The following is a 23509-nucleotide window of genomic DNA, read 5'->3' as shown; positions in this document are numbered from 1 at the left end:
CTCCCGCCCGGCCCCGGTTGCGCTGTCGTGCACAGCATCGCACCGCTCCCCGACACTGCGGGGGCTGTTGGTGCTGGTCGTGACGGTCATGGGGGTGCTCCTCCCGTGCTCTGTGGGCCCCGTGCCCGCCCGGGGATCCGGGCCGGCCGACCGGGGGCAGGCTGTGCGCCTGCCCCTCGGGGGCCTCGCCCTGAGGGCGCGTCGAGGCTCACGGGTCCAGGGCAGCCCGCCAGGGCTGTCGCGACAGCGACGCGTCAGCGCCCTTGAGGCGTGAGGAACGCGCCCGCAGGATCGGCCCGATCCCCTGCAGGGTCACCGTGCGGCGTAGCCGCTCCACCGGGTTGTGGCCGCCGGGCGGCCTGGTGCTCGGCGGGCCAGGTGTGGCCCGCCGAGCCGGGAGATCAGCCGGTGGCCAGGTGGGCGTCGGCGACGACGTCCATGATCAGCTCGTCGGCTTCGGCGCCATGCCAGTACCCGGCGCGGCGCAGCCGCCCGGCGTGGGCGAACCCGGCCTTCTCGTAGGCAGCGACCGCGCCGGTGTTCGGTGCGAGGACCTTGAGCCACACCGAACGCAGCGCCGAGATGGTGAACGCGTAGTCCAGGGTCAGCCGAGTCGCCTCGACCGCGAGGCCTCGGCCACGACCGTCGGCGCCGAGCAGGATGATGAACTCCGCCGTGCGCACGTAGTGGTCGATGCGCAGCGCACTGGTCCCGACCGGCACCGGCCCACCAGGCCGGGTCAGGTCGTAGATGGTGAACCGCGGGATCGTGCCCATACTGCGGGCCTGGGCGTCGTAGCCCGCCAGCCGGGCTTCGAGCGATTCCGGGGTCTGGCGGCCCATCCCGACGATCACGGCGGGCTCGTTCTCCCACTGCCAGTACAGCTCGGCCAGCTCGCGGGTGAACGGGCCCAGCGCGGCTCGCTCGCCGCGCATCCACAGCAGCGGCGCTGCCGCGGCGGTGTTGTCGCCATTCGGGGCGGTGGTCTCGGTGGTGTCTGTGGTGGTGTGGTCGTTGGAGGTCAGCGTCATGGGGTGTCTCCTCTCGCTACCCGGTCACGGCCGCGCGTAGGCGTGGCGGTGGGTTCGGGCAGCTGGATCAGTGGTGTGAAGCGCAGCGTGGAGGGGGGCTCGCCGACGGGGCAGCCGTCGAGGCGCAGCCAGGCGTGCAGCCTGATCGGATCCGCGGCGATCCCGTGGCACCACCCAGCTCGCCGGCCGGTGACGGCCAGGGCGAGCATCGCCGCGACGGTTTCCTCCAAGCACGCTGTCCGGAACGGAGACACGCCTCCGATGACGCGCACACAGTGTAGGACCGCGACCACCTGGGTGTCGCGCGCCGGACGGCGCGCCACCCCCGCCGCGATACGGACCAGGCGCAGCATGCGGGAGAACGCACGGGCCCGGCGCCCGGTGGCACGGACGAGCAGCACTGCCGCGAGCGCGCACGCCGCGATCGGTGCCCACGCCGGCGACAGTGGCCCGCGCACCGGGAGTGCGCCCGGCGCTTCCTGGGTGCCCCAGCTGGCCTCGGTTGCCGGGATGTCGACGATCGGCGCGGGCTCCTGGCCCGGCTGGGCCGGGTGCAGGAACCCCGCGCTCGACAGGCTCGCGGCCAGCGCCTCCGTCTCGGTGCCGGGTGCCCAGGTGCCGGTGGCATCCAGGGTGAGGAAGGCCTCGCGCTGGGCGCCGAGCAGGGCGCGCACCGTGCCGGTGCGTGCGTGCAGCAGCACGACGGTGTGCCCGAGATCCGCGGCGCGGACCTCGCCCGGACGGACGAGCGGCGTGGTCATCAGAAGACCTCCCATCGGGAGTGGGTCGAACCCGCCGGCGGCGGGTCCTCGTCGGTGGTGGTCCAGCGGGCGGCCGCGGGCCGCTGGTCGAGGGCGCGTAGCCACACCTCGGTCGCCAGGACGGGGTTGAGCTGGTGGAACCCGATACTCGGGGCGCCGGCGGCGGCGCGGGTGAGCAGCGCCCGGTAGCGGGCGGGGTCGATCAGGCCGCGGGCGGCCAGCTCGCCGTCGACGAGCCCGGTGAGGGCGTGGAGGTGGGTGCGCAGTCCCCGGTACTGGTCGGGGGTGAAGTCGCCCTTCGTCCGCCGCGCCGTCACCGTCTCGGGCAGCAGCCCGGCCATGGCCTGGCGCAGCACCGGTTTGTAGCCACCCGGCGCGGCGCGCAGCGGCCCGGGGACCGCGAGTGCGGCGTCGACCACGGTCGCGTCGGTGAACGGGTTGTGCAGGGTGATGCCGTGGAGCTGCTCGGTGATCTGTGCGTCGGCGCGGGCGGTGCGGGCCACGACCCGCATCGCGGTGCGGGTCCGTGCCGCCTCGCCCGGCTCGCCGCGGGCCGCGGCCGCGCGGGCCCCGGCGAGCAGCGGCCAGACCGCCGTGCGCCGCAGCCGGGCCCAGCCCAACGCATGACGCAGCAGCTGCGCCTGCGAGTGCAGGGTTCCCGGGGCGGCGAGGTCGGGCAGGTACCCGGGCTGCGGGCCGAGCAGGGTGTCCCCACCGTCGCCGGTCACCAGGTCCCCGACCCCACGACCGGCCAGCAGCGCGAGTTCGGCGTCGAACCGGGCGATCGCGACCGTGGACGGCGCCGGCTCATCGGTCGCCGGAACCAGCTCACCCATCCGCCCGTAGGGGACGTGACGGTCATCCAGCGGGCAGAGCAGGTGCTCCAGCGACCGGGCCCGCCCGGCCAACCCGGTGCGGGCGTAGGCGACCGCAGCGCGGGCGTAGTCGAGATCCCCACCCGCGGTGATCCCGGCCGGGTGCACCGTCACCGCCACAGCAGCGCGGCCCAGGTCCTCGGCGCGAGCGGTGCGGCACTGGGCGAGCAGCATCGCCAGCGACGTCGAGTCCATCCCGCCTGAGCAGTCCGCCGCCACTGCGTGGCCGGTCGAGCTGGCACCCGCGGCGATCTCGGCGACCGTTCCCTGCATCGCCGCCCGTAGCCGGTCAGTCGGCCGATCGGGCCCGCTGCTCGGGGCGCCGTCGGTGGCGAGCTGGCGGATCGTGGTCCCCGACGCGGAGACGGTCAGGCGGGCACCGGGCGGTACTGCGGTGACCCCGGCGAACGCCGACCGGTCGCCGGTCCCGCTGCCGGGCTCGGTGCTGTGTGCCGGGTGCAGGTGGGCGTGTAGCCATGTGTCGTCGACGTCGGCGCCGATCAGGGCGGCGAGCGCCACTGCGCTCGATCCCCACAGCGGGGCGCCGTCGGCGGTGGTCGCGGTGTAGATGGGCTGGACCCAGCCAGGATCGGTGAGCACCACCGTGGCCTCATCGGTGATCTCCACAACGGTGTAGGCCCCGGCCAACGCGGTGACCGCCGAGTCGGGAACACCGTGTCGGACCCAGTGCTCCAGCACCTCGACCTCGCAGCGGGCGCGCCCCAGGACCGCCACCGACCGGCCGGGGCCCTGCACGGTCGCGGCCTGCGAGCTGGGCCAGTCTCCGCACACCCACGCCGTCCTGACGTCCCGGCCGAGCGCGCAGGCCCCGGCCGGGTACCCGGCCCCGGTGCAGCCGGTGCCGGTGCGGGCAGGGCCAGGGGCGGTGCCGCGGCCACCGAACCATCGAACGCTCATCGTCTCGACCTCCCAGGTCGGGTTCTCCGGCGCACCCCAAGAAGTGGGGTGCTGTAACGACGAGGGCCCGGTGAACGACAGTGCGTTCACCGGGCCCTCGCGCCTACGGCCCTGGATCAGGCGTAGACGTAGCGCTTGTCCTCCGACGTGCCGGAACCACCGCCCTCGGTCAGGACCGCGGCGTCACCCAGCTCGACCATCTCGGTCTCGTTGTGCTGCGACATGCAAGATCACCTCCTCTCGGGTGTGCTCGTAGGCGCATCGACCAGGTACTGGCCGCGCGCTGCCTTCCCCAGCCGCTACCGGCCGGATCCGGGCCCACCGCCGGTCGCGGTGGGACGTGACTCGCCCGCACCGCGCGGGCCGCCGCGCCGGGGACGCGCGCTCGCCCGACCGGTGTGACACCACCCCGCCCGCACTCGGCGGGCCGAGGAACCAAGTCGGTGGTGTCACCCGCGTCGGGTGCGGCCGGCGCGGCATCGGTGGGAAAGGCGGACCGTGGGGTGCAGAGTCACCACGTCCCCACATCGACGGCGGAGGATGCTCCGCCCCGGCGCCACGGTGGTCCCGGCCGCGGTCGTGCTACCGGCACCAGGCCTCACTCACCCCGGCTCCGGGCGGCGGCGCAGCGCGTGGGCGTCGGTAGTGGTCTGACGACTATCGTTCGACGCAGCTGGAGCCGTTGTCGATCGTCACCCCCGCCGGGACCGATCGGTCCCGGCGGGCCTGGCTCTGGGCCGGTCCGGTCATGCGCTGGTGCGGGCGTCGGCCCGCCATCGATCGATGGTGCGGCGGCTGACACCGGTCTGGGCGGCGACGTCGTCGATCCGATCGCCCTGCTCGACCCGAGCGATGGCCTCAGCTCGTCGTCGGGCCCGTTCACTGCGTGGAGTCCGGTGGTCGGTGCGGCGGGGGCGGCCGGCGTCGCGGCCTCGCCGTAGGGCGCGGCGCTCGTCCTCGCTCAGCCCGCCCCATACCCCGATCTGCCCGGTGGACAGGGCCCACTCCCGGCAGGCGGCCATGGCTGGGCACCGGCGGCAAACGGCCTTGGCGGCGTCGAGCTGGTGCTCGGCGGCTGGCCCGGACCCGACGACGAAGAACAGCTCCGGGTCCTCGTCGCGACACGGCAGGGCGTTGTCCAGGAAGTTCATCGCTGCTCACCTCTTTCGGCGGTCGGGTGGGTGGAGACCGGGCGGGGCACCGCCTGAGGGGTGGCTGGGTGCCCCGCCCGGTGGCCGACCGGGGGTCAGTCGGCCGTCTGGGGAGCGGTGGTCGAACCGGTCCGCTCACGCCCGGGCTGGCGGGTCACGCTGGCCCGCGCGCGGCGCAGGTCCGCGCCGATGGTCTGGGCCCGCAGCTCGGTGCGCCGGACCGGGTAGTCGGCCCCGGCGGGGGTGAAGGAGTTGTCGGCGAGCTTGCCGATCACGATCACGGCGTCACCGGCGTGCAGCGACTCCGCGGTGTTCTCGGCCAGCTCGCGGAAGGCGACCACCTCGGTCCAGACCGGGGGGTTCTCGCGCCACTCGCCGCTGCGGCGGTCGAAGTAGCGGTCGTTCTGGGCGATCGAGAACCGCAGGACCGCGTCCCCGGTGTGCTCGCTGTAGAGCAGCTCGGGCGCCTTGCCGATGTTGCCGGCGAGGGTGATCTCGTTCATGGGGTGCCTCCAGGGGGTGTCGGGCTGGTTGGTGACGCGGCCCTGCCTCAGCGCGGCGGCGCGAGGCCCGTCAGGGGCGGCGGGGGTTCGGTGCTGGCCCGAACGGGTGGGAACCCGCGAAGCGGGTCCGAACGCAGTGAGGCGCCGTCCCACCCGCTCGGCGTCCGGGCGCCGGTTCATCGCCGCGTACCTCGCGCCGGGGTGCTGACCTTCGGGCGTCTCCATACCTGGGCACCGACATCCCCAGGAGGCATCCCGACCAGTACGGGCACTCGTTTCCCGGCCGACGCGTCGCAGCGTGGCGGGCACGGCCGCCGTCAGCAGAAAGCCACAGCGCTCAGACCTATGCTCAGACCCAGACGACGTCGCGCTGGTGGGCTAGCGCGTAGAGCGTGACCTCGCGCAGCACCGAGAGCCGGTCCTGTAGCCACCCGGCCGGGCGCCCGAAGTCGAGCACCGCGCCGTCGCGGTGCTCGGTGACGGGGACGCCGGCGTCGGCGGGCGCCGCCGCCAAGGCCAGCTCGACCCGGCCGAGCATCAGCTCCGCGGGCAGAGATCCCACCAGGGCATCCTCGGCGTCCTGCGGAGTGGACGGCGCGATCCCGGCCATGGACGCCGGGTGCAGGTCGCCGGCGCCGATCTCCGGGCACAGGCCCAGGGCACGCAGCAGCGTGCGCGCGTGGACGCTGGCCACGTCCAGGCGTGGTTCGTCGTCGGTGCTGCGGTGCTCGACGACGTAGCCCGCGCGGCCCCCGCACCACGGGTCCGTGCAGAACCGGTGGTGTTCGGCCAGGCCCGCGGCCGCGGCGGTGTAGTCGCGGAACCGGCGCCGGTCCTGGCGCGGGTCTGCGGCGCAGTGGATGGACGCGCCGAGCACGGTCGCGCCGGCGGCGGGCTTGGCGGGGAAGAAGGTGACGGTCACGGTCGGCTCCCTGCTGCTGGTGTTCGGGCGGGCAGGCCGCCGTGGTGGATGACGTAGAGGTCGGTGAGGTGCTCGCAGACGTCGCGGGACTGACCGGCGGTGATCATCGGGAGGAACTGGCGGGTGTAGATGCCGCTGCTGCCCTCGACGAAGCACATCCCGCCGGGCAGCAGGTCACACGGCTCCGGGCCCTCGCCGGGCACCTGCTCGCGCACGTCGTGGAACTCCACCCCGCCCATGTCCGGCGCATCGAGGTGAGCCCAGAGCTCGACGGCTCCGGCGGGGCCGGAGCAGATCAGCGAGTGCTTGGTGTGGAGTCCGCGGACCTGGCGCCGACCCCAGAGGGTCAGGCCGGGAACGTGGAGGATCTCGCCGTTGATGTGGGCCAGGGTGTTCATCGCGTGTGCCTCTCGTTCGGGACCGGCTCGGAGCCAGAGCCTGTGGTGATCGGTGGCCAGGGGAACGGGAGTGCCCGTCCTCGTGGCCGGAGGTGGTCAGGGGTTCGCGCGGTTCATCACGCGCCCGGCGATCAGGACGTTGTGGTAGGCGGCGAGGGCGTCGCCGCTGGTGCGGCCGTCGTCCTGGACGTTCTGCGCCGCGCGGGTGGCGTCGGAGACGAGGCCGGGCAGGACTGGTTCGATCACGAGATCGAGGACGGCGTCGGCGAGGGCGCCTTCGTGGTCGGCGAGCACGTGCAGGGGGACCCCGGCTTGGTGCAGCGCGGCGCCGATCAGACACATCGGGCGGTGGCCGTCGGCGCTGACGTAGCGGCACGAGGGCAGCCCGTGCTCGCCGCTGTTCTCGGCGAACAGCGGGTGGTGATCGTCGGGCTCGACGTAGGCCTCGGGGTCGGTGTCGATGTCGGGGTAGGTCCAGTTCAGGCCGCGGTCGGCGACCACGGCGTGCAGCGCAGCAGTGAGCTGGTCCTCGGTGATGGCGAAGGTGGGCATGATGAATGACCCCTCTGGAGAAGGTGGAATGGGAAACGACGCGGCGGGGCCCGGTCCCGGTGGGCCGGTCCCACCGGGGCTCAGCGGTTGAGCAGGTCGCGGTGGTAGCCGGCCCGGGCCACGATCACGGGTCCGAGATCGGCGGCGTCGAAGATCGGCCGGATGTCGCGGGCCAGGGCATCGTCGGCGAGCGTGTCGGGGTAGCAGATCCCGACGGTGACCTCGTCGCCGGTGAGATCGCAGTCCTCACCCAGCTCCTCGGCCCACCGCCCCGGACACAGCGGGTGGACCGAGTGCAGCGTGACCGAGAGCCCGGCCGTCCCCGCGCAGCTGGCCCACTGTGCTGCGAGCCAGCGCATCCACCGCGCCGTCGTGGTCGGAGACGACCAGCCGGATCCAGTGCGTATCCGGCGCGATGTAGACGCCCAAGCCGTCGAACCGGGTCGAGCGCTCCCGGAGCCGGTCGAGGCTCAACGCCTCGCCGACGTGGGCGCCGCTGCTGCTGCTCGTGTTGGTGATCGTCATGGTGGCCCTCCACGGGGTCGGTGAGCCTCGGTGGCTGGAACGCGGCTCTGCCTCAGCACGGCGGTGGTGGGGCCCCGCAGGGGGCGGCGGGGGTTCGGTCTGGCCCGGCCGGTGTGAGACCGCGACCGGGACCAGGACCCGGCCGGGAACAGGTGCAACCGGCCCGCTGTCGGCGACGGGCCCGGCAGGTGACCGGCGCCCTGCCCGAGCGGCACCCCGGGTTCTCGCCGCCGGCACCGGGCTGACCGGCTCCGCTACGGCCCGTCTGATCGTGGCGGTCTCACCCGGCCGGGTCGGACGGGTTCATCGCCGCGCACCCCACCGCCGGTGTGCTGACCTGCGGGCGATCCAGCCGCCGAGCCTCACCCGACGCCAGAATCTGGCCTACCATCGACATGTCGCGCCGGGCGCACAACGGGGCGGGGCACGCTGCGGCGCCCCGCCCCGAAGAGGCGGCGATCAGCCAAGGGCCGCAGCCTCGCTGTCCTCCTCACCCTCGGGTGCACCCTGCTCATTGACATCAACGGCGTCGCCGGCGCCCTGGGGGGCGTCGGTGGTGTCCTTGGTGGCGTCGTCGGTGAGGACGAGCTGCTCGACGTCGGCCAGGGCGTAGCCCCAATCGCGCAGCTGGGCGAAGTAGCGGCGCGTCGCCGGGGTCGGGTTGCGCCAGCTGTCGCGGCTGGTGCCGTCCTCGTAGGCGGCGAGCACCAGGGCGAGCGCGAGCATGGTGGCCCGGGCTGCGGAGCTGGAGCGTGCGGCCTCGGCGATGGGGCTGGGTCTGCCGCTGTAGTAGCCGTAGCCGCCGCCTGCGTCGCTGAGCCCGAGCAGTGTCGAGGCGAGGGCGTTGCCGGACTCCATCGCCCGGCGCAGGTCGTGGTCACCCTGGGCGACCTCGGCGGCGACGAAGATCGCCGCACCCTTCGGGGCAGCCTTACGGGCGAACAGCTCGCGCAGCCAGTCGCGGCGCACGACCTGCGCGGACTCCCACGCCTTGTTGTTCGCGATCACCGTGCGGCGCGCCTCGCGCGGCCTCACGCTCGCGGTCCTCCCGGGCCTGACGCTGCTCGTCGGTCTCCCCGACCGGCACCGCCGGCTTCTGGCTGCTGCTCGGGCGGTCGTAGCGTTCAGCGTGGCCGTGGGTGGCGGGGTCGGTGCACACCCACAGCGTGTGGGCGGTCTTTCCCTGGTCGAAGTCGAAGCGCACCGTGACCGTCGCGGCATGGCCCGGGCAGTCGCGGTGGGCATCCTCGGTGAGCTCGGTACCTGACGGGTCGTCCAGGCTGGGCCGCAGCCGGGCCAGGGTCATCGCGGTGTCGTGACGGGCGTCGTCACGGCCCAGGACGGTGACACCGTCCTGGCGCAGCTGGTCTTCGAGCTCGGCGCACAGGGCCCGCTCGGCGCGGGTGTCACGCAGCCGCTGCGCGGCGTGGGCGAGCTGGTGAGGCCGCTGTAGCGCGGTTTCGGTGAGCCGGGCGACGGCGTCGTCGTCGTCGCTGAACTCGGCGATCACCGACATCTGCACCAGATCGAGGTCGTAGCGGGCGCCGACCTCGATCGCGCGGGCGCTGCCGGCGACCGCGGTGGTCTGGCGGACCCGCTTGGCCGGGGTCCGCGTGGTGCGCGCGATCTGCGCCGCGGACATCCCGAGCCCGAGCAGCTGCTGGTGGGCGGTGACCTGTTCGGCATCGGAGATGTCGGCTCGGTGCTGGTTCTCCGTGAGCTGGTCGATGATCCGTTCGGCGTCGTGAGTGCGGCGAGCCCGCTCCGGTTCAGTGTCGATGTCAGCGGTGGTCGGCTGGGGTTCGATGAGGACCCTCACGCGTGCCAGGCCGGCCTTGAGCGCGGCCAGGGTGCGACGCTGGCCCTTGCGCACGACCAGCACGCCGACCCCGTCGCCGGCGCCGTCGCGGTCACCGTCTTTGCGTCGGTAGACGCTGATCGGCTCACGCACACCGCGGTCGCGGACCGAGGCGCAGAAGTGCGGGTCGAGCTGAACCTCGGTGCGGGTGTTGACCTCCAACACCAGCTCGGCGGGGTCGGCCCAGGCCAGCTCACCGAGCTGGTCGAGCGTGCTGAGGGCCGCGCTGGTGTCGAACCCCGGGCGGGTGGTGGCGAACTCGGTGTCGGGCTGGTCGTCGGTGCCGACCGTCGCTTCTGTGGTCGCTTCGGTGGTCGGTTCTGTGGTCATGGGCAGCAGGCCTTTCACTCACCGGTGATGTCCACCCGGCGTCGCTGGCCGGGTGGTGCGTCCCCGATGGCCGGGGGCGCGCTGCGCGTCTCCGGCGGCCCGACGGGTGGTTCGGTGGGGGTTCTGCCGTGGTCGCGGCGGCGTGGACCCGCCGGGCGGTGGTGGTGCGCATGCGGGTAGCTGCGGGGCGGGTTCACCCGCGGGGACCCCCGCAGCAGGTTCATCACCGAGCCACCCGTCGGGATGCCAGCGTGGGTCCGCCCCCTGCTGCGGGGCGGACCCACACTCCGACGACTCCGTCTACTGCTGTTCGACGGCGGTGTCGTGGTCGTGGCTGTGCTGGCAGCGTGGCTCGCGAGGGGGCAGGCACTGCGCTGCGAGCTCGAGCAGACTGGTGTCGTCGTCCAGCCCGATCGCGGTGAACATCTCATCGAGGTGGCCGACCAGATCAGCACCGCTAATCGACCCGCCGCCGTCGTCCTGGAGGTCCCGCCAGGCCACGAACAGCCCGAGAATCCACTGCTCGGCAGGGTCGTCGGTGCGCAGCGGGAACGGTCGGTGCGCGTCCTGCGGGGCGAGGTGAGCGAGCACTGCGGGGATCACGCGGCACGCCGGTTGGTGTGGCGGTGCAGGACCGGTAGGACGCTCTCCGCGATGGTGGAATCGGTACGGCCGTGTTCGACCAGCGCACCGTGGGCGGTGACAAGGTAGTGCCAGCCGATCCGCCAGCCGGCCCGCTCGAGCGGGGCGAACCACACCCGTGTCCCGTCCGGTGTGGTGAGCACGAACGCGGGGGTGCCGTGACTGTCGGGTGGGGTCTGGGTGAGCTGGTCGGGATCGATACCGCGCACGGAGAAGATCCGCCGGATGTCGGGAATCGTGGTCATCGCTGGAGCTCCTGTTCGCAAGGGATGGTGGTCAGACACGCCCCCGGGCCCGCCGACCGGCACCCCGCTGAGTACGAGCGGGGGTGCCGGTCGGATGGGCTGCCGAGGTGGGGAGCGGTCAGCGCGCGGCCGCGGCGAAGGTGGCCGAGAGCTGCATGGCCTCGATGCCGCGGGACTCGACCTCGTAGGCCTCGTCGACGTCGGGGATGGTCTGAGCGGCCGCGGTGACCGCGTGCAGCACTCCACCCGAGGTCGGGGCCCCGCCCCGGATGAAGTGGGTCAGGATCGAGTCCTGGGCGGCGGTGGAGAAGCGCAGCTTCTTGCTGACGTGCTCGATGGTCTGCTGCGGCTGGGTGACCTCGACCCCGGCGTCGGCCTCGATCTCGGCGATGCGGGCGGCGACCCAGACCGGGTCGAGGAACTTCCCGACCGCGTCGCGGGTCATCTTGCGCGCCAGGGCCAGGCTGGCGGCCTGGGTGTCGGAGGACCAGTCGATCTGGCCGTGCTCGAGGCGCCCGCCGGCGTGGACCTCGTCGATGGCCTGTTTGGTGAGGGTCATGCCGTTGTTGCAGATCTGGACGGTGAGCTGGGGGATGAGGCGGAACTTGCCCTGCCCGGTCTCGGAGTTGGTCAGTACGAACCCGGCGAACACCGTCGGGTTGTCGGCACCGCGCTCCCCGGAGAACGGGGATGTGTAGCCGGTGAGTAGGGCCGGGGCCATGGTCGCGACCGCGGTGGAGCGGATCTTGACGTACATGCGGGACTCGGACAGGTCCGCCGAGACAATGTCGACGGGGTGGCCGGCTTCCCGGATGCCGTTCAGGCAGGTCATCAGCACGTCGAGGTTCTCGATGGGGCGGTAGCGGTCCGAGAGCAGTGCCCGCATCACCCCGTGCCGGCCGTCGCCGTTGGCCAGGCCGCGTACCAGGAACCGGCGATCGGGCTGGTGGCTGAGCCAGCCGTTGACGTTGTCGTCGTAGAGGTCGATGTTCTGCTCACGGGTCCGCCGCAGGTAGGCGGCCGGGATGCCGAGCTTGTCGGCGATGCCGTTGTCGGCGGTCCGGGTCGGGGCGAGGGTCAGGTCACTGGTGGTGACCCCGTCGGGCGACAGCTCGATCCCGGCGCCGTGTACCAGCATCTGCCCGCCCAGAGCGGCCAGGGCGGACGCGGCGACGACGTGGTCGGTCTTGGCGGCCTGCTGGGTGCGCAGCAGCTCGACCATGTCGTTCAGGTCGGCGTTGCGGGTGGTCAGCGAGACGGCGTTTTGGTCGGTGGTCTGCTCCATGGCGGGGCTCCGTTCCTGTGGGGCGTACGCACCGGCCCCTGGGGAAGCGGGGCCGGTGCGGTCCCGACCGCTGCGGTGGGACGTGACTCGCCCGCACCCCGCGGTCCGGCGCGCCGGGGCCGCGCGCTCGCCCGACCGGCGTGACACCACCCCGACCGTCCGACCGGACGCCGACGACGCAGAAGCTGGTGGTGTCACTCGCGTCGGGTGCGGCCACGCGCGGCATCGGCGGGTAAGCCGGACCGCGGGGTGCAGAGTCACCACGGCCCACCCGGCTGCGGTCGCGACCTCACCGGAACCCTGCGCTCACCGAACGACCACGCAGACCCCCATCGTTCGAACTATTGTTCCCATCTGCGTTAGGCTGCGCGGGTCCGTCGGGGTGGGGGAAGCACCCCGACGGACCACAGAGCCGGGGTCGGCGCCGGGAGGGCTGGGATGGGCCAGAACAGTCGTTACGAGCGCTACGCCCACCGGGTCGATACCGAGACCGAGGCCGAGGCCTCTGCGCTGCGCGTCGTGGCTGGCCTGGTCGAGCAGGGTGTGCCGCCGATCCCGGATCGGGTGGTCGCCGGTCGGGTCGCGGGGATCCTGCGGGCCGCGGCCGCCGAGCTCTCGGCAGGCCGGCCAGTGCCGCTGCAGCTGCGGCGCACGGTGCGGTGGACCGCTGATGCGCTCCGCGCCCAGCTGGACCCTCGCACGCGTCGGGAGCGGTGATGCGGGCTTCCGAGGAGCGGGCAGCGGTCCAGCTTCGTGATGACCGCCTCCTGCTCGCCCAGTTCGCCCGCCAGCTGCGTCGATGCGCGGTGCAGGACACCTATGCCGGGTTGCACGGCCAGGACGTCGGGCTCGCGATGGCCGCAGTGTTCGACAGCCTGTCTGTAACCCTGGATCAGGTCCCCGGTCAGGTCCGGCGTGACGCTCTGGCCGCGGCGCGCTGCGAACACACCGGGCCAGACGGCCCCAACGATCCGCGTGGTCGCACCCGCGAGGGGCTCACCAGCGGCTTTGGCCACTAGCCCCATCCTCTGGGTTGCACCGCGGTCTTGCGGTGAGCACGTCTGTGCCGGGTGTCTGGGCATATCGCTCCACGGCTACACCCGGGTCGCTCGAGCTTCCCGGAGCTGGCGCAGATGCTCGCTGAGTGCCTCGCGCGCAGCCTGTCGCGCCCCGCGCCCGGCCGGCCGGTCGAGCAGCGCGCGGTCGAGCCCCACCACCGTTGCGGTCCGGCGATGCGGGACCGGTGTCTGGCGGTCGTCTGGAGCGTGCCCAGTGCGCATGCGTCCGATCTGGACGGCGCGGATCTCGTGCAGCCGCCCCCGCCAGGGCCGCAGCCGTGCCCCCATCACCCGCAGCGGGTCCCGGGCATCAGTGGTCACCGGTCCACGCAGATGGTCGGGCCGGTCGGGGTGATGTTCGAGGGCGTGCCGGAGCCCGGCGACGGTGGCGCCGGCCTCCCACCACGGCTTGAGCAGAGCCCGGGCACGCCAAATCTCGATCTTGCTGCTTTTCCGGCCTCCTAGGCCGAGGAGTGTGATCAACGAGAGGGTTGCTGCGTTTCTTGCACCGGGGGTGTCGGGGACGTCGTAGGGATGCGACTGGTGCTGGGAGGTGAGTTGTGGCCGTCTGCCGCCTGACAAGGGCTTAGTAGTCACGTGAGTAGTGGGGAGGTCGCCACTTTCATCCACAGTGGTCTGACCTGGGGAACCGGTATGGCTGTGGGGTTCGGTCACGAGCTGGGGGAGCGGGCTGTGGGTGACTAGAGCGTAGGTGGGGGTACGGCCGGTGTCGGTACCGAGGAACTCGGCACTCGCACCGGCTTCGACGACCACGAGCAGGCCGCAGTCGCGGGCCCAGGCCAGGACCCGGGACACTGTGCGCGAGGCGCGGCCGCCGGCGTTGGCGAGGTGCTCGAGGGTCAGTCCGGTGACTAGGCCGGTGTCCCAGTCCATGTGGCACACCAGGCGGTGCAGGATCGCCGACCAGCTGGCGCGCTTGTCCGAGCGCCAGTCCTCGTCGTCGACGAGCCGGGCGACGTGGTCGAGCGCTTCACGCTGGGCGGTCAGGACCCGGTACTCGCGGTCGATGAAGTTGCGCCATCCCGGGTGCGGGATGAACCCATCGCGGTGCCGGGCTCGGGCCCGGGCAACACCACGCGCCAGCGCCCGTCTGCTGGGCGGAAGCGCTCGACTCGCGCGGCCGGGGCCGCTGGCTGGCCCGCGGCGGCCGCGGGCGGCCCTACCGCGAGGAGTACGGCGCGGCGCGGCCGCTGTGCGGATGCCGAAGCCGTCGAGAGGTGGCCGCTCAGTGAGCGGGACCTGGTGGAGCAGGCAGAGCTGGGAGGGGCCGGAGGCCAGGGTGAACGCGCCGTGCTCGTAACACAGTGTGCAGAACCCGCTGCCGTCCGCTGACGAACGTGCAGATTCTGGGCACGACGAACTCGCCCCGTGTCTGTAGTGGTCGGCTCCCGGCCCAGGATGTATCCTGGACACGCGAAAGCGCCCCTTCTTCGCAGGTGGGGGATCGGCCCCGGTTCGCCGGGGCTACGGCGTCACCTCGGGTGCATGACCGGCTGACGCGAGAACGAACCGAGGCGGCCTCTGTGGCGGAGGCCGCCTCGTTCTCGTTTACGAGGCCTTGGTCGTCAGCAGTTGCTCCTGGGTCGTCATGTACTGCACGGGGATCTGACCCGGCAGTTCACCGGCGTGCCGAAGCCCGATTTCGATCAGCGCGCCACTGACGATCGCAAGGCTCCGGTCCAGCTGTTTCGCCAAGGCCCGGAGCTTTGCTCCTTCGGCCTCAGGGATCCGGACCGTCATGTCCTCGCTCTCAGCCGGGCTGTACCGCATAGGCAACGGCGCGGGCAGCTCCGAGAGGTTCCGGAGTCCTTCTGCGAAGAGCTCTGCTCCGATCTCGGACAAGGTCAGACCTCGCCGTGCGACCAGGTCTCTGAGCGCTCCCTCGGCTGCGAGCGGCAGTCGGGGGAAGATCACGACGCGGCGGCCCTTCGAAGGGCGTCCCTTCGCGCGGCCAGATGATCTCCTCGGCATGGGAGTCATCATGGCCCAGATTCTGAATGTTGGGTAGGCGACACGCGGGACGGTCTGCCGCGCATTGGATTGCCTCTCCTCGTCCACTGGTCCCAAGGCCTGGCCGACAGGGCAGGAGGAGGAGCTAGTGGAGTCGAGCCAGCGGAGACCATCTCAAGCGGGGGCGCTCTGAGGCTCGTGCGGGAACGCCCGCGGCCAGTTAGTCAAGTTCGAGGCCGTCCTCGAGTTCCTCGCCGTGTGAGATGGGCTCGATGCTCTGCTGGGAATGCTGTGCCACATCGTCGTGGGCGGTGGTCAGGGTCTGGTGCGCGGTCTCGAGGCCGTGGAAGCGCCAAGCGCCGAGAGCGGGGGCGGCTTCCTGCTGAATGACGCGTTCTGCGAGTACGGCCATCTCTACGGGGCCGATCCCGCCGGGCACGGGGGTGACGACGTGTGGCTGGGCGGCGGCGTCGGGGTGGAGGTCGCCGCGGGGGCCGTCGGGGTGCGGGGTGAACCCGGAGTCGACGACCAGGCGGTGCTCGGAGTGGATGTGGTCGGGGGTGAGCAGCCAGGGACTCCCGGGGGTCGAGAGGACGACGTCAGCGTCGCGGAGGCGGCGCAGGTCGTCCCCGTCCTCGAACAGGATCGGGTCGTGGCCACCCTGGCGCAGGAGCGCGACGACGCCGGAGCCGACGAAACCGCTGCTGCCGACCACAGCGATGCGGGCATCGGGCAGGTAGGGCTCGGCGATGCGCACGATGCCGTCGGCGGTCGCACACGCGGTGCGTGGCGCGAAGATGCCGAGGGAGTCGATGTCCTTCGCGGGGTCGATCTCGTTGAGCAGCGCGAGCACGGCTTGGGGCGGTGGAGCCTGGACGATGATCCCGGCGATTTGGGGGTCGTCGTTCGCGCGGTGGATGACTCGGGCGATCTCGCCGAGCTCCACGGCGTCGGGCACGACGATGTGGTCCGAGGTGGCGCCGAGTGCGGTGAAGGTGCGGACCTTCTGCTCGGCCGAGACGCGGGATGCCTCCATCCGCGCGGCCCAGACGGTGTCGTCGGAGGTCGACTCGAACCGCACGACCATCACCCGGCTGCCGCGTTCCTGCAGCGTGTGGGCGTAGGCGTCGCGGTAGGTGTCGCGTACCTCGGCCAGGATCGCGCGGCCAGGGATCTCGCGAGGATGTGGGGCGTCGGTCATCCCTGGTGCGGGCCGGTGTCGCCGCCGTCTTGTCGGGGTCGGGGGATGTCCCAGGGCATCGCGTCGAGGACCTCCTCGACCGGCCGCAGCCGTAGCTCGGCGAGCAGCTGGTAGGAGTCGTCGTAGTCGAGCCGAGCGACGTCGTCCCAGGCCGGGACGCTGTAGCGGTCGAGAGTCCAGCGCAGGTCAACGCGGGTCAGCGATTCCGGCCCGGTCGGGTCGGCGCTGGAGAACGGACCGTGGTGCACCAACCAGGTGATCGCACCCGGGTCGACGCTGCCCGGCACGAGCTGGGCGCGCGCGCTGTTCGCGGCACCGGCGACGTCGGACAGGACGTAGTGCCCGCGAGGCTGGCCACGCAGCTCGCTGAGCACGACGGTCAGCAGCAGGCGATCGGCAGTGGCCGGGTCGCGGGCACCGCGAAGCCGAGCCAGGCACGACGTGGTCGACCCATAGCGATGCGTCCAGCTCAGGATCGCGTCGCTGGCCAGCGTCAGGCCGTGGGTGTGGGCCGTAGTCATAGCGGTCATCATCGTTCACGGCTCCGGGTTCGTCATGGCCTGCTGCGGGGGGTCGCGATCGGGGCCTGCGGTACGTGGTCGTCGAGGAGTTGCAGAAGCCGCTCGTCGCCGCAGGGGCGGGCGATGATCTGCAGGCCTACTGGGCAGCCATCGGCGGTCAAGCCGGCCGGCACGCTCACCGCAGGGTGGCCGGACAGGTTGATGCCCCAGGTGAGCGCGACGCTGAGATGTTCGCCGGGTCCGTCGTGGCCATGCGCTCGTCCTGGGGTCGTGGGCGTCATCAGCAGATCGGCGCTCTGGAAGAGCTCGGTGAGGCGGCGGTTGTTGTCATGTCGCGTTCGCTGCGCGCGGCGCTGCTTCGCTGCGCTCGAGGTGTTGCTGCGCAGAGTCATCCACGCGTTCTCGGGGTCGGTGAGGTTGACCCCCGGCCGGGACAGGGCCAGGCCGGCTCGGGCGCAGAGTGCCTGGGCTGCCCGCTCGGCGATCTCGGCGACCTCGGGGTCGAGGTGCGGACCGGCATAGCCGAGGGTGGCCGACCATGCGGCGGCCGCAAGAGGTGGCTCTGGCAGTCCTGTAGGTGGCGACCAGTCGGGGAGCACGGCTGCGGCCCAGGGCTGCAGGAGAGCGGGGTCGCGGACCAGCACGCCCGGTACGGCGAGACCGGCCGGATCCGGGGTGGGGGCGCGCCCGGTGCTCGGTTTGAAGCCGATCACGTGGCACCACGCTGCTGGGATACGGACGGACCCGGCGCCATCACTGCCGCAGGACAGCGGGACGATCCCGGCCGCGACCGCCGCGGCGGCGCCGGCGGACGACCCGCCGGGGGATAGGTCTGCTCGCCACGGGTTACGCGTTAGGCCTCGATCGGTGTGGCCCCAGGTCTGGTAGCCACGCGGGCCACGGGGGACTGATGTGGTCCCGATGGGCACGGCCCCGGCTCGGAGGAGTGCTTGTACACCAGGGTGTCGGGCGCCTCGTTCGCCCTTGACCGTGATCGGGAGACCGGCCAGCGGGGATCCAGCCGGGGCGCCGGGATGAGGTGACCCGCCGGTGTCCAGACCGAGGGAGAGGAACGCACGCAGCGCCGGGTCGAGGCGCCGGGCGTGCTCGATGGCAGTTGCGGCCGATGCCTGCGTGTTCGCGGTGTGGTGGTGTGTGGTGGCTGTGTCTCCTCAGATGAGTGTCCGGCTGGGGGTGCTGCAGTTACCAGGGCGGCGGCCGCGGTGTCTAGCTTCGTTCCCGGTAATCGTGCATCAGACGTCGCAGTAGCTCGAGTGACTCGTCTTCGGACAGGGCGAGTTCGGAGAGTTCGACGTGCAGCTGCGCGTACATGGCGATGTAGTCGGGGTCCTGGATCAGGGTGCTTCCGGACTCGGTGCCGACGAGTGCCTGTGTGTCGTCATAGAGGTGGAACCCCGATACCGGTGCCGGTCGGGGCGCAACCGTGTCGAGGGCCAGCACCCGGAAACTGACGTTCGGTTGGGCGGCGATGCGTGCGATGCTTTCCAGTTGCTCGGCCTGCTGTGCGTAGCTGCCGACCGGCCACCGCAGGGCCTGCTCGTTCTGAACCATCTGCCAGGAGCGGCTGGGATCGGTGAGCAGCTGGGCCCGCTCCATGCGAGCGTCGACGGACTGAGCCGCGTCCTGCTCGTCGAGCTGCGCGTCGGGGGTGAACACCGCACCTGCGTAGCTCCGTGTCTGCAGCGGGCCGATGATCACGGACGGGTGGTAAGAGCGCACCAGGCGGGCGACTCGCTCGGCCTCGTGAATGCGCCACTGGAACCGATGCGCGCTCCCGCTCTGCAGGACGACACGGGCGTCCACGCGCTCGACCTCCAGGGCTTGTGCCTGCTCCACGAGCTCGTCGATGCGCTCGGGACTCAGCGATCCGACGCCGTGCTGTGCGTAGACCTGCAGCACCGCGCGCACCAGTCGTGGGGTCGGTCGCGATTCGCCGGCCTCGGTACGCGACAGCGAGGACTGCCCAACCCCGGCTGCCTTGCGCGCCTGGTTCTGGCTGAGGCCGGTCTGTTCACGTAGCGCGCGCAGCAACTCACCGGACAGCGGGCTTCTGTCCGGTGAGCTGCTCGACTGCGCATCTGGCAACTGAGTCAGGCTGCCTTCTGGCGCTGGTGCAGCTCGGGGTGTCGGTCCCACCACGGGCGAAACGGTTCCGCCGCCGTGTGGGCGTCGTCGCGTGCCCGCAGGTACGGCGCGATCGTCTCGGGGTCGGTGACGATGTCGGCGCTCAGGAAGCGGCCGTACTCGTCGTACTGCATCGGGATGAGCAGCGCGTCATTGACCAGCCAGAAGTCCTCCCTGATCACTGACGCTGGGGCGTCATGCTCCCCGTCTCGGAGCACGGAGATGTCCTCGCCGGCGGCGGCGTTGTGGACGTAGCACCAGTCGGCTTCATACCGCTCGTACTCGGTCATGGTGTTGGAGAACGCGCGGACGCGGTAGGAGATCAGCCCGCGGGCCTCCTCGGCCCGCAGGATGGCAAGCCACTGCTCCTTGCGTTCCATGTCGGGTCCGTCAGCGCCGGCGAGGTAGCGCTGGAAGTCGCTTTCCTCGCCCTCGCTCGCCATGTAGCGGGGGAGGCACTCCATCCGGAAAAGCTTGTCGCCCGGGCAGTGGAAGTGTTCGTCGATGGCAGCTTCGAGCTGCTGCTCGTCGATCATGCTGCTACTCCTTCCAGAAGCCGTGCCTTGACTGTGCCGAGCAGTTCAGTGACGGGGTCGAACAGCTCGGCGAAGGCGATGAGTTCGACCTCTCCGGTGACCTCGGATGAGATCACGTACACCCGATCCGCATGGACCCCAGGCCCGGTAACTCCATGGGTGCGCGCGACTGCGTCGCACGCGGCCGGGAGCAGGCCTGCGGGCATCCAGCCGAGGATCTCTCCCTCGGCGAGCAGATGCTTGAACGCCGCGTGCTCAGTCGCGGTGGTCCGCTTGGACACGACCCACAGGTGCTCGGGGGTGCCGACGACTTCGTGAACGGATGGGCAGACTCGACTCTCGCCGCACAGATTTGCGGTGGTTACGAGCGTGCGGATCTCGAGCTGGTGCGCGTGCTCGGTCATCGGCGTTCCTCCCGGTCAGGGTGTGACCAGGTCAGTGTCGGTCGAGTCCGACCAGCTAGTCAATCACCCACTGGATAGCGACCCACGCACCTTCGACTGTCAGTCGATCGCTTGTTATCCATCGTAGCACTGGATAAGCTGGGGCTGCGATTCCCCGGCATGTGCCGGTGGGCGGCCCCGGCGGATGCAGCCACATCCGCCGGGGCCTGACAGATCGCGCTCACCCAGCCGTCGAGCACGAGGAGCACGACCGTCATGTCAAGGATCCCAAACCGAGGCCACAGGCCCGAGACCACATCCGCGAGTCCTCAGCAGCGGCACGCGCATCCTGCGATGGCGGCAGTCGAAAGCCGGCCTGTTGCCCGCCTCAGTGCCGATGGCTGGTCGCCTCGTCAGAGCCAGCGCGATGACAACGCGCTGATGACGTCTGCTGGGGATGGGCTCGAGCACGAGGTTGCGGCGGAGGAACTCGCCGGCGGGCGTGTTGTCGGGCGCTACCGGGCGCTGTGTGGCCTGCTGGTCGATCCGGTGTCGTTGACCGTGCCGGCCGGTATGTCGTGCCGTGGGTGCGCCGTCGAGGCGGCGCCTGCCCCGGATCTTGCGGGTCAGGATGCGCAGAGGTCTCGGCGTGAGACGGCGAGCTGACTGCGTGGTCTGCGGGCCCGGGCGGCTCGTCTCGCGCCGTCGCCCTCTAGGCAGTCGGGTGGTTTCGATGTGGCCGCGTAAGTCCGCGCAGTCGCTGCGGGAACGGGCAACGGAGCTGGCCGCGGAGGCCGAGCACTCGGCGCAGGTGCGGGCGTTGTCGACGCACCCGGATGTGGTTGCCCTGCAAGTGGAGCGTGTCCGGAGCCAGGTGAACCGGTTGATGTGGACCGGGATCGTGCTTGGGATGGCGTTCTGCATGACCAACGTGCAGGAGTTCGGGGCCGAGGCGACCGAGGCCGAGGAGTGGTCTCCGGGCTGGTGGGCGGCATGGCTGCTCGACCCGATGGTCTCGCTGGTGTTGATCGCGGTGGTACTGGCGGAGCAGACGACGTCCCGGTGGCAGCTGGCGACGCCGGCCTGGGCTCGCCGGGCCCGATGGGCGACTCTGGGCGCGACGTATGCGATGAACACCTGGAAGGCGTGGGGAGCGCTGGATCTGGGACAGATCTTGCTGCACTCGGTGCCGCCGCTGGTCGTGTTCGTCGCGACCGAGGCCGCACCGGAGATCCGCGACCGTCTCACCGCGGCAGGCATCGCGGCCGAGCCGGCCGTGGTGGAGGCGGCTGAGCCGCGGGCTGCGGCAGCGCTCGAGGACGCCGACGAGCCGCGAGGTCTCCCGGTGGCCAGCGCGGTCGGCGGGGTGCGCTGGGAACGTGAGGAGCTCCTCAGCGCGGACCCGGCCGCCCGGGTCGAGCAGGTGAAGGACCTGATCCGCGGAGGACTCGTACCGTCGGTGGAGCTCACCGGGTCCCAGGTCGCCGCGATCTTCGGCCAGTCGCCACGCACTGGGCGCCGCGATATCGAGGAAGCCCAGCGCCAGCTCGGCATGGGACAGAGTGAGGGCGCCGACGATCAGCACCGGTCCGCAGGCATGTCTACCGACCCGGAGCACGACGGCTCGTCTGGTGGTTCCGGTGCTCTGGTCCTCGTCGGGCCTGATCGTGGCGCGACGCTGGGGGTGGGCGCATGAACCCCACCGAGTTGCACAGCGTGGCCCCCGACCCTGAGGACACAGCAACGGTCGAATCTGAACAAGACCGAGCGGGAACGGCCGAGGACCAGCGCCGCGACTCAGCATCGGGCCACTCCCCGGAGCGTTCGAGCCAGGGCGCTGCTGCGTTGGTCTCGATGCGGCGGGCTGTGAGCCATGTGTGGTGGTGGGGTCTGCTACCGCTGGTCCGGTCGATCGTGGCCTCTGCGGTGTGGGCCGGACTCAGCGAGCGGTCGGCGAGGATCCTGTCCCGAGGGCTGGCCCAGGTGGGCGCTGCCTGTTGGCTGTTGCTGGGCCTGGTGTTGCTGTGTGGTCCGGCGGTCTCGGCGACCGTGGTCGGCGCGGTCATCGCGGGCACGGCGGCGCTGCTGCTGTGGCGCCAGACCGTGCCGGTTGTGGTGTCGGCGATGGCGCTGATTCTGGGAGTGGGCCTGCTGGTTCTTCCCGAGGTGATGGTTGTGGTCACCGGCGCCGTCCTGGCGGTAGTCGGTGTGGCGGTCCTGGCGATCCCGCCCGGCCGGGCGGCGTATGCCCACACCGAGCGGGCCCGGGTGCGGACCGGCTACGGCGTCGAGGGGTGGGCCGGGTGGTGGGACCTGCATCGGCACCTGTCGGCGCACGCGGTGTGAACCGTCCTGGGTCTGCGAGAGGCTGAGGTTCAGGCCACCGCACCCTGTTGGGCGATGGATGTAGCGTACACCATTTCTCGTTCGATCGGCGACATATAGTCAATGGAGGAGTGGAGCCTCACACTGTTGTACCAGTGAACCCACTCCGCGGTCTCTCGCTCCACCTCACGAAGACCGATCCAGTTCCGAGAATGAGCATACGGAACGATGAGCTCTGACTTGTACAGGCCGATCGTGGACTCCATCAGCGCGTTGTCCAGCGCGTCACCGACGGTGCCGATCGAGCCGGCGATACCAGCCTCGGCGAGTTGCTCGGTGAACGCCAGAGACGTATATTGAGACCCGGCATCCGAATGATGAATAAGACCCTCGGAGGTGAACTCGCTGATCGCCCGTTGGCGAGTGGACAACGCCTGCGCCAAGGCCCCGGAGACGAGATCGGTGGTCTTACTCATCGACGCCTTCCATCCGAGGATTCTGCGGGAGTAGACGTCGGTCACGAACGACACGTAGCAGAACCCGGAGGCGGTCCACACATACGTGAAATCCACGACCCACAGCGCATCCGGTCGAGTCGGCGCCGCCCACGCCCGCTTGACCAGGTCAGGATGGCGGGCTGCGCGCTGATCACGGGTCGTCGTGGCCGTGTGGTGGACCCCGCGGCGCACGCCCTGGATCCCGGCGACACGCATCAATCGGCCCATCTGGTCCCGCCCGACCCGGAGCCCTTCCCGCCGCGCCGCACGCCACATCTTCCGCACCCCGTACACACACCTGTTCTTCCGATAGATATCCACAATCCGATTCACCAGATACGCCTCATCCAACTGGCGATCGGTCACCGGCCGGGACCGCCAGCGATAATACGTCTGCGGGGCGACCTGCACACCGTGTTCGGACAAAACGGCACAGATCGGCTCGACCCCGAAACGGCTTCGATGTTCGTGAACGAACAGAAGTCTTACCTGAGTCGACGGTCCAGCTCCGCCTGCGCGAAAAACGCCGAAGCAGTCTTCAGAATCTCATTCGCCCGCCGCAGCTCGGCATTTTCTGCACGAAGCCGTCGCAACTCGGCCGCTGCGTCATCGCCACCCGCCGCCGAGCCAACCCCGGAACCGGAATCGCGCTCTTCGGCCTCGACCCAATTGCGGATCGTCGCCGGGTTCACATCCAACAGCTCACCGACGTGCCGGCGCGCGGCCAGCTTCGACTCCCCGTGATCACGCAGACGGTCAAGATAGAGGCGGACCGCGCGGGCACGGGTCTCCTCATCGAACTTCCGAGGTGCTCCCACAGCTCCAGTCTCCTTGCTGGATCAGGAGCCTCTCCACCACCCAGGACGGTTCAGCCCG

28 protein-coding genes, 2 pseudogenes and 1 other annotated feature are annotated in these 23509 nt (G+C 71.2%); of the genes and pseudogenes, 5 read left to right on the top strand and 25 right to left on the bottom strand.

Going from position 1 to position 23509, the window contains the following annotated elements:
- Nucleotides 1–401: 401 nt before the first annotated feature.
- The 16 genes and pseudogenes from AD017_RS32965 to AD017_RS32900 all read right to left on the bottom strand — a co-directional run bounded on the left by AD017_RS32965 (nucleotide 402) and on the right by AD017_RS32900 (nucleotide 11996).
- Nucleotides 402–1031 (bottom strand): GNAT family protein, encoded by a 630-nt coding sequence (locus AD017_RS32965; RefSeq protein WP_349675501.1) that lies wholly within the window; start codon nucleotides 1029–1031, stop codon nucleotides 402–404.
- A complete protein-coding gene (locus AD017_RS32960; protein ID WP_060577598.1) occupies nucleotides 1028–1792 on the bottom strand; it encodes a lasso peptide biosynthesis B2 protein in 765 nt (254 codons plus the stop codon). The genes AD017_RS32965 and AD017_RS32960 overlap by 4 nt, the downstream gene beginning before the upstream one ends.
- Nucleotides 1792–3585 (bottom strand): albusnodin/ikarugamycin family macrolactam cyclase, encoded by a 1794-nt coding sequence (locus tag AD017_RS32955; protein WP_060577597.1) that lies wholly within the window; start codon nucleotides 3583–3585, stop codon nucleotides 1792–1794. The genes AD017_RS32960 and AD017_RS32955 overlap by 1 nt, the downstream gene beginning before the upstream one ends.
- Nucleotides 3586–3701: 116 nt before the next feature.
- Nucleotides 3702–3809, bottom strand: coding sequence for an albusnodin family lasso peptide (locus tag AD017_RS35070; RefSeq protein WP_139319120.1), 108 nt, complete (start codon nucleotides 3807–3809; stop codon nucleotides 3702–3704).
- Nucleotides 3810–4331: 522 nt separating this feature from the next.
- A pseudogene (locus AD017_RS36955) lies at nucleotides 4332–4454 on the bottom strand (helix-turn-helix domain-containing protein); the annotation flags it as partial.
- 39 nt (nucleotides 4455–4493) lie between these two features.
- A pseudogene (locus tag AD017_RS36950) lies at nucleotides 4494–4736 on the bottom strand (WhiB family transcriptional regulator); the annotation flags it as partial.
- 95 nt (nucleotides 4737–4831) lie between these two features.
- The gene (locus tag AD017_RS32945) at nucleotides 4832–5239 is read right to left on the bottom strand and encodes a single-stranded DNA-binding protein (RefSeq protein ID WP_060577596.1); all 408 of its coding nucleotides are present in this window, start codon (nucleotides 5237–5239) and stop codon (nucleotides 4832–4834) included.
- Between the two features lie 349 nt (nucleotides 5240–5588).
- On the bottom strand, nucleotides 5589–6161 hold the full coding sequence (locus AD017_RS32940; RefSeq protein ID WP_060577595.1) for a hypothetical protein: 573 nt from the start codon (nucleotides 6159–6161) through the stop codon (nucleotides 5589–5591).
- Nucleotides 6158–6559 (bottom strand): hypothetical protein, encoded by a 402-nt coding sequence (locus AD017_RS32935; RefSeq protein ID WP_060577594.1) that lies wholly within the window; start codon nucleotides 6557–6559, stop codon nucleotides 6158–6160. The genes AD017_RS32940 and AD017_RS32935 overlap by 4 nt, the downstream gene beginning before the upstream one ends.
- Before the next feature lie 96 nt (nucleotides 6560–6655).
- Entirely contained in the window at nucleotides 6656–7111 is a 456-nt protein-coding gene (locus AD017_RS32930) for a hypothetical protein (RefSeq protein ID WP_060577593.1), read from the bottom strand.
- A gap of 80 nt (nucleotides 7112–7191) precedes the next feature.
- The gene (locus tag AD017_RS32925) at nucleotides 7192–7470 is read right to left on the bottom strand and encodes a hypothetical protein (RefSeq protein ID WP_060577592.1); all 279 of its coding nucleotides are present in this window, start codon (nucleotides 7468–7470) and stop codon (nucleotides 7192–7194) included.
- A 625-nt stretch (nucleotides 7471–8095) separates the two neighbouring features.
- Complete coding sequence (locus AD017_RS32920) at nucleotides 8096–8644, bottom strand: hypothetical protein (protein ID WP_060577591.1); 549 nt, start codon at nucleotides 8642–8644, stop codon at nucleotides 8096–8098.
- A complete protein-coding gene (locus AD017_RS32915) occupies nucleotides 8568–9656 on the bottom strand; it encodes a hypothetical protein (RefSeq protein WP_145986128.1) in 1089 nt (362 codons plus the stop codon). Before AD017_RS32915 ends, AD017_RS32920 begins: the two co-directional genes overlap by 77 nt.
- 468 nt (nucleotides 9657–10124) lie before the next feature.
- Nucleotides 10125–10415, bottom strand: a complete 291-nt coding sequence (locus tag AD017_RS32910) for a hypothetical protein (RefSeq protein WP_145982890.1) — start codon at nucleotides 10413–10415, stop codon at nucleotides 10125–10127.
- Nucleotides 10416–10423: 8 nt separating this feature from the next.
- The gene (locus tag AD017_RS32905; protein WP_060577588.1) at nucleotides 10424–10711 is read right to left on the bottom strand and encodes a hypothetical protein; all 288 of its coding nucleotides are present in this window, start codon (nucleotides 10709–10711) and stop codon (nucleotides 10424–10426) included.
- A 118-nt stretch (nucleotides 10712–10829) separates the two neighbouring features.
- The gene (locus tag AD017_RS32900) at nucleotides 10830–11996 is read right to left on the bottom strand and encodes a hypothetical protein (protein ID WP_060577587.1); all 1167 of its coding nucleotides are present in this window, start codon (nucleotides 11994–11996) and stop codon (nucleotides 10830–10832) included.
- Between the two features lie 438 nt (nucleotides 11997–12434).
- Between AD017_RS32900 and AD017_RS32895 the strand changes: the two genes are divergently transcribed.
- Nucleotides 12435–12713 (top strand): hypothetical protein, encoded by a 279-nt coding sequence (locus AD017_RS32895; RefSeq protein ID WP_060577586.1) that lies wholly within the window; start codon nucleotides 12435–12437, stop codon nucleotides 12711–12713.
- Nucleotides 12713–13015, top strand: a complete 303-nt coding sequence (locus AD017_RS32890) for a hypothetical protein (RefSeq protein WP_082399765.1) — start codon at nucleotides 12713–12715, stop codon at nucleotides 13013–13015. Before AD017_RS32895 ends, AD017_RS32890 begins: the two co-directional genes overlap by 1 nt.
- A gap of 75 nt (nucleotides 13016–13090) precedes the next feature.
- On the opposite strand, the gene AD017_RS32885 is transcribed toward AD017_RS32890, so the two are convergent.
- The 8 genes from AD017_RS32885 to AD017_RS32850 form a co-directional block, all read right to left on the bottom strand.
- Nucleotides 13091–13948, bottom strand: a complete 858-nt coding sequence (locus AD017_RS32885; RefSeq protein WP_227013417.1) for a hypothetical protein — start codon at nucleotides 13946–13948, stop codon at nucleotides 13091–13093.
- Nucleotides 13949–14623: 675 nt separating this feature from the next.
- Nucleotides 14624–14917, bottom strand: coding sequence for a hypothetical protein (locus tag AD017_RS32880; RefSeq protein WP_060722498.1), 294 nt, complete (start codon nucleotides 14915–14917; stop codon nucleotides 14624–14626).
- 328 nt (nucleotides 14918–15245) lie between these two features.
- Nucleotides 15246–16226 (bottom strand): tetrahydrofolate dehydrogenase/cyclohydrolase catalytic domain-containing protein, encoded by a 981-nt coding sequence (locus AD017_RS32875; protein ID WP_060577583.1) that lies wholly within the window; start codon nucleotides 16224–16226, stop codon nucleotides 15246–15248.
- Nucleotides 16223–16747 carry a hypothetical protein gene (locus AD017_RS32870; RefSeq protein WP_060577582.1) on the bottom strand — a complete coding sequence of 175 codons (525 nt, stop codon included), beginning with the start codon at nucleotides 16745–16747 and terminating at the stop codon, nucleotides 16223–16225. The genes AD017_RS32875 and AD017_RS32870 overlap by 4 nt, the downstream gene beginning before the upstream one ends.
- Before the next feature lie 32 nt (nucleotides 16748–16779).
- Complete coding sequence (locus AD017_RS37290) at nucleotides 16780–17742, bottom strand: amidase family protein (RefSeq protein WP_304440546.1); 963 nt, start codon at nucleotides 17740–17742, stop codon at nucleotides 16780–16782.
- 232 nt (nucleotides 17743–17974) lie between these two features.
- Nucleotides 17975–18853, bottom strand: a complete 879-nt coding sequence (locus AD017_RS32860; protein ID WP_168170573.1) for a helix-turn-helix transcriptional regulator — start codon at nucleotides 18851–18853, stop codon at nucleotides 17975–17977.
- A 5-nt stretch (nucleotides 18854–18858) separates the two neighbouring features.
- On the bottom strand, nucleotides 18859–19428 hold the full coding sequence (locus AD017_RS32855; protein WP_060577579.1) for a DUF6879 family protein: 570 nt from the start codon (nucleotides 19426–19428) through the stop codon (nucleotides 18859–18861).
- Nucleotides 19425–19832 (bottom strand): hypothetical protein, encoded by a 408-nt coding sequence (locus AD017_RS32850; RefSeq protein WP_060577578.1) that lies wholly within the window; start codon nucleotides 19830–19832, stop codon nucleotides 19425–19427. The genes AD017_RS32855 and AD017_RS32850 overlap by 4 nt, the downstream gene beginning before the upstream one ends.
- A gap of 333 nt (nucleotides 19833–20165) precedes the next feature.
- Here AD017_RS32850 and AD017_RS32845 point away from each other — a divergent pair, with 333 nt between their 5' ends.
- The 3 genes from AD017_RS32845 to AD017_RS32835 all read left to right on the top strand — a co-directional run bounded on the left by AD017_RS32845 (nucleotide 20166) and on the right by AD017_RS32835 (nucleotide 22157).
- Complete coding sequence (locus AD017_RS32845; RefSeq protein WP_145986126.1) at nucleotides 20166–20477, top strand: hypothetical protein; 312 nt, start codon at nucleotides 20166–20168, stop codon at nucleotides 20475–20477.
- 145 nt (nucleotides 20478–20622) lie between these two features.
- The gene (locus tag AD017_RS32840; RefSeq protein ID WP_227013416.1) at nucleotides 20623–21507 is read left to right on the top strand and encodes a hypothetical protein; all 885 of its coding nucleotides are present in this window, start codon (nucleotides 20623–20625) and stop codon (nucleotides 21505–21507) included.
- Nucleotides 21504–22157, top strand: coding sequence for a hypothetical protein (locus tag AD017_RS32835; RefSeq protein WP_145986125.1), 654 nt, complete (start codon nucleotides 21504–21506; stop codon nucleotides 22155–22157). Before AD017_RS32840 ends, AD017_RS32835 begins: the two co-directional genes overlap by 4 nt.
- 29 nt (nucleotides 22158–22186) lie before the next feature.
- Here AD017_RS32835 and AD017_RS32830 read toward each other — a convergent pair.
- A protein-coding gene (locus AD017_RS32830; protein WP_145986114.1) for an IS3 family transposase occupies nucleotides 22187–23451 on the bottom strand; the annotation gives its coding sequence in 2 pieces (ribosomal slippage) (nucleotides 22187–23151 and nucleotides 23151–23451; 1266 coding nt in all).
- Nucleotides 23030–23161: a sequence feature (AL1L pseudoknot), on the bottom strand. (Overlaps the previous gene by 132 nt.)
- Nucleotides 23452–23509 lie beyond the last annotated feature (58 nt).

The organism is Pseudonocardia sp. EC080619-01, assembly GCF_001420995.1.
GTDB lineage: Bacteria > Actinomycetota > Actinomycetes > Mycobacteriales > Pseudonocardiaceae > Pseudonocardia.
This window is presented reverse-complemented; position numbering and strand designations above follow the sequence as displayed.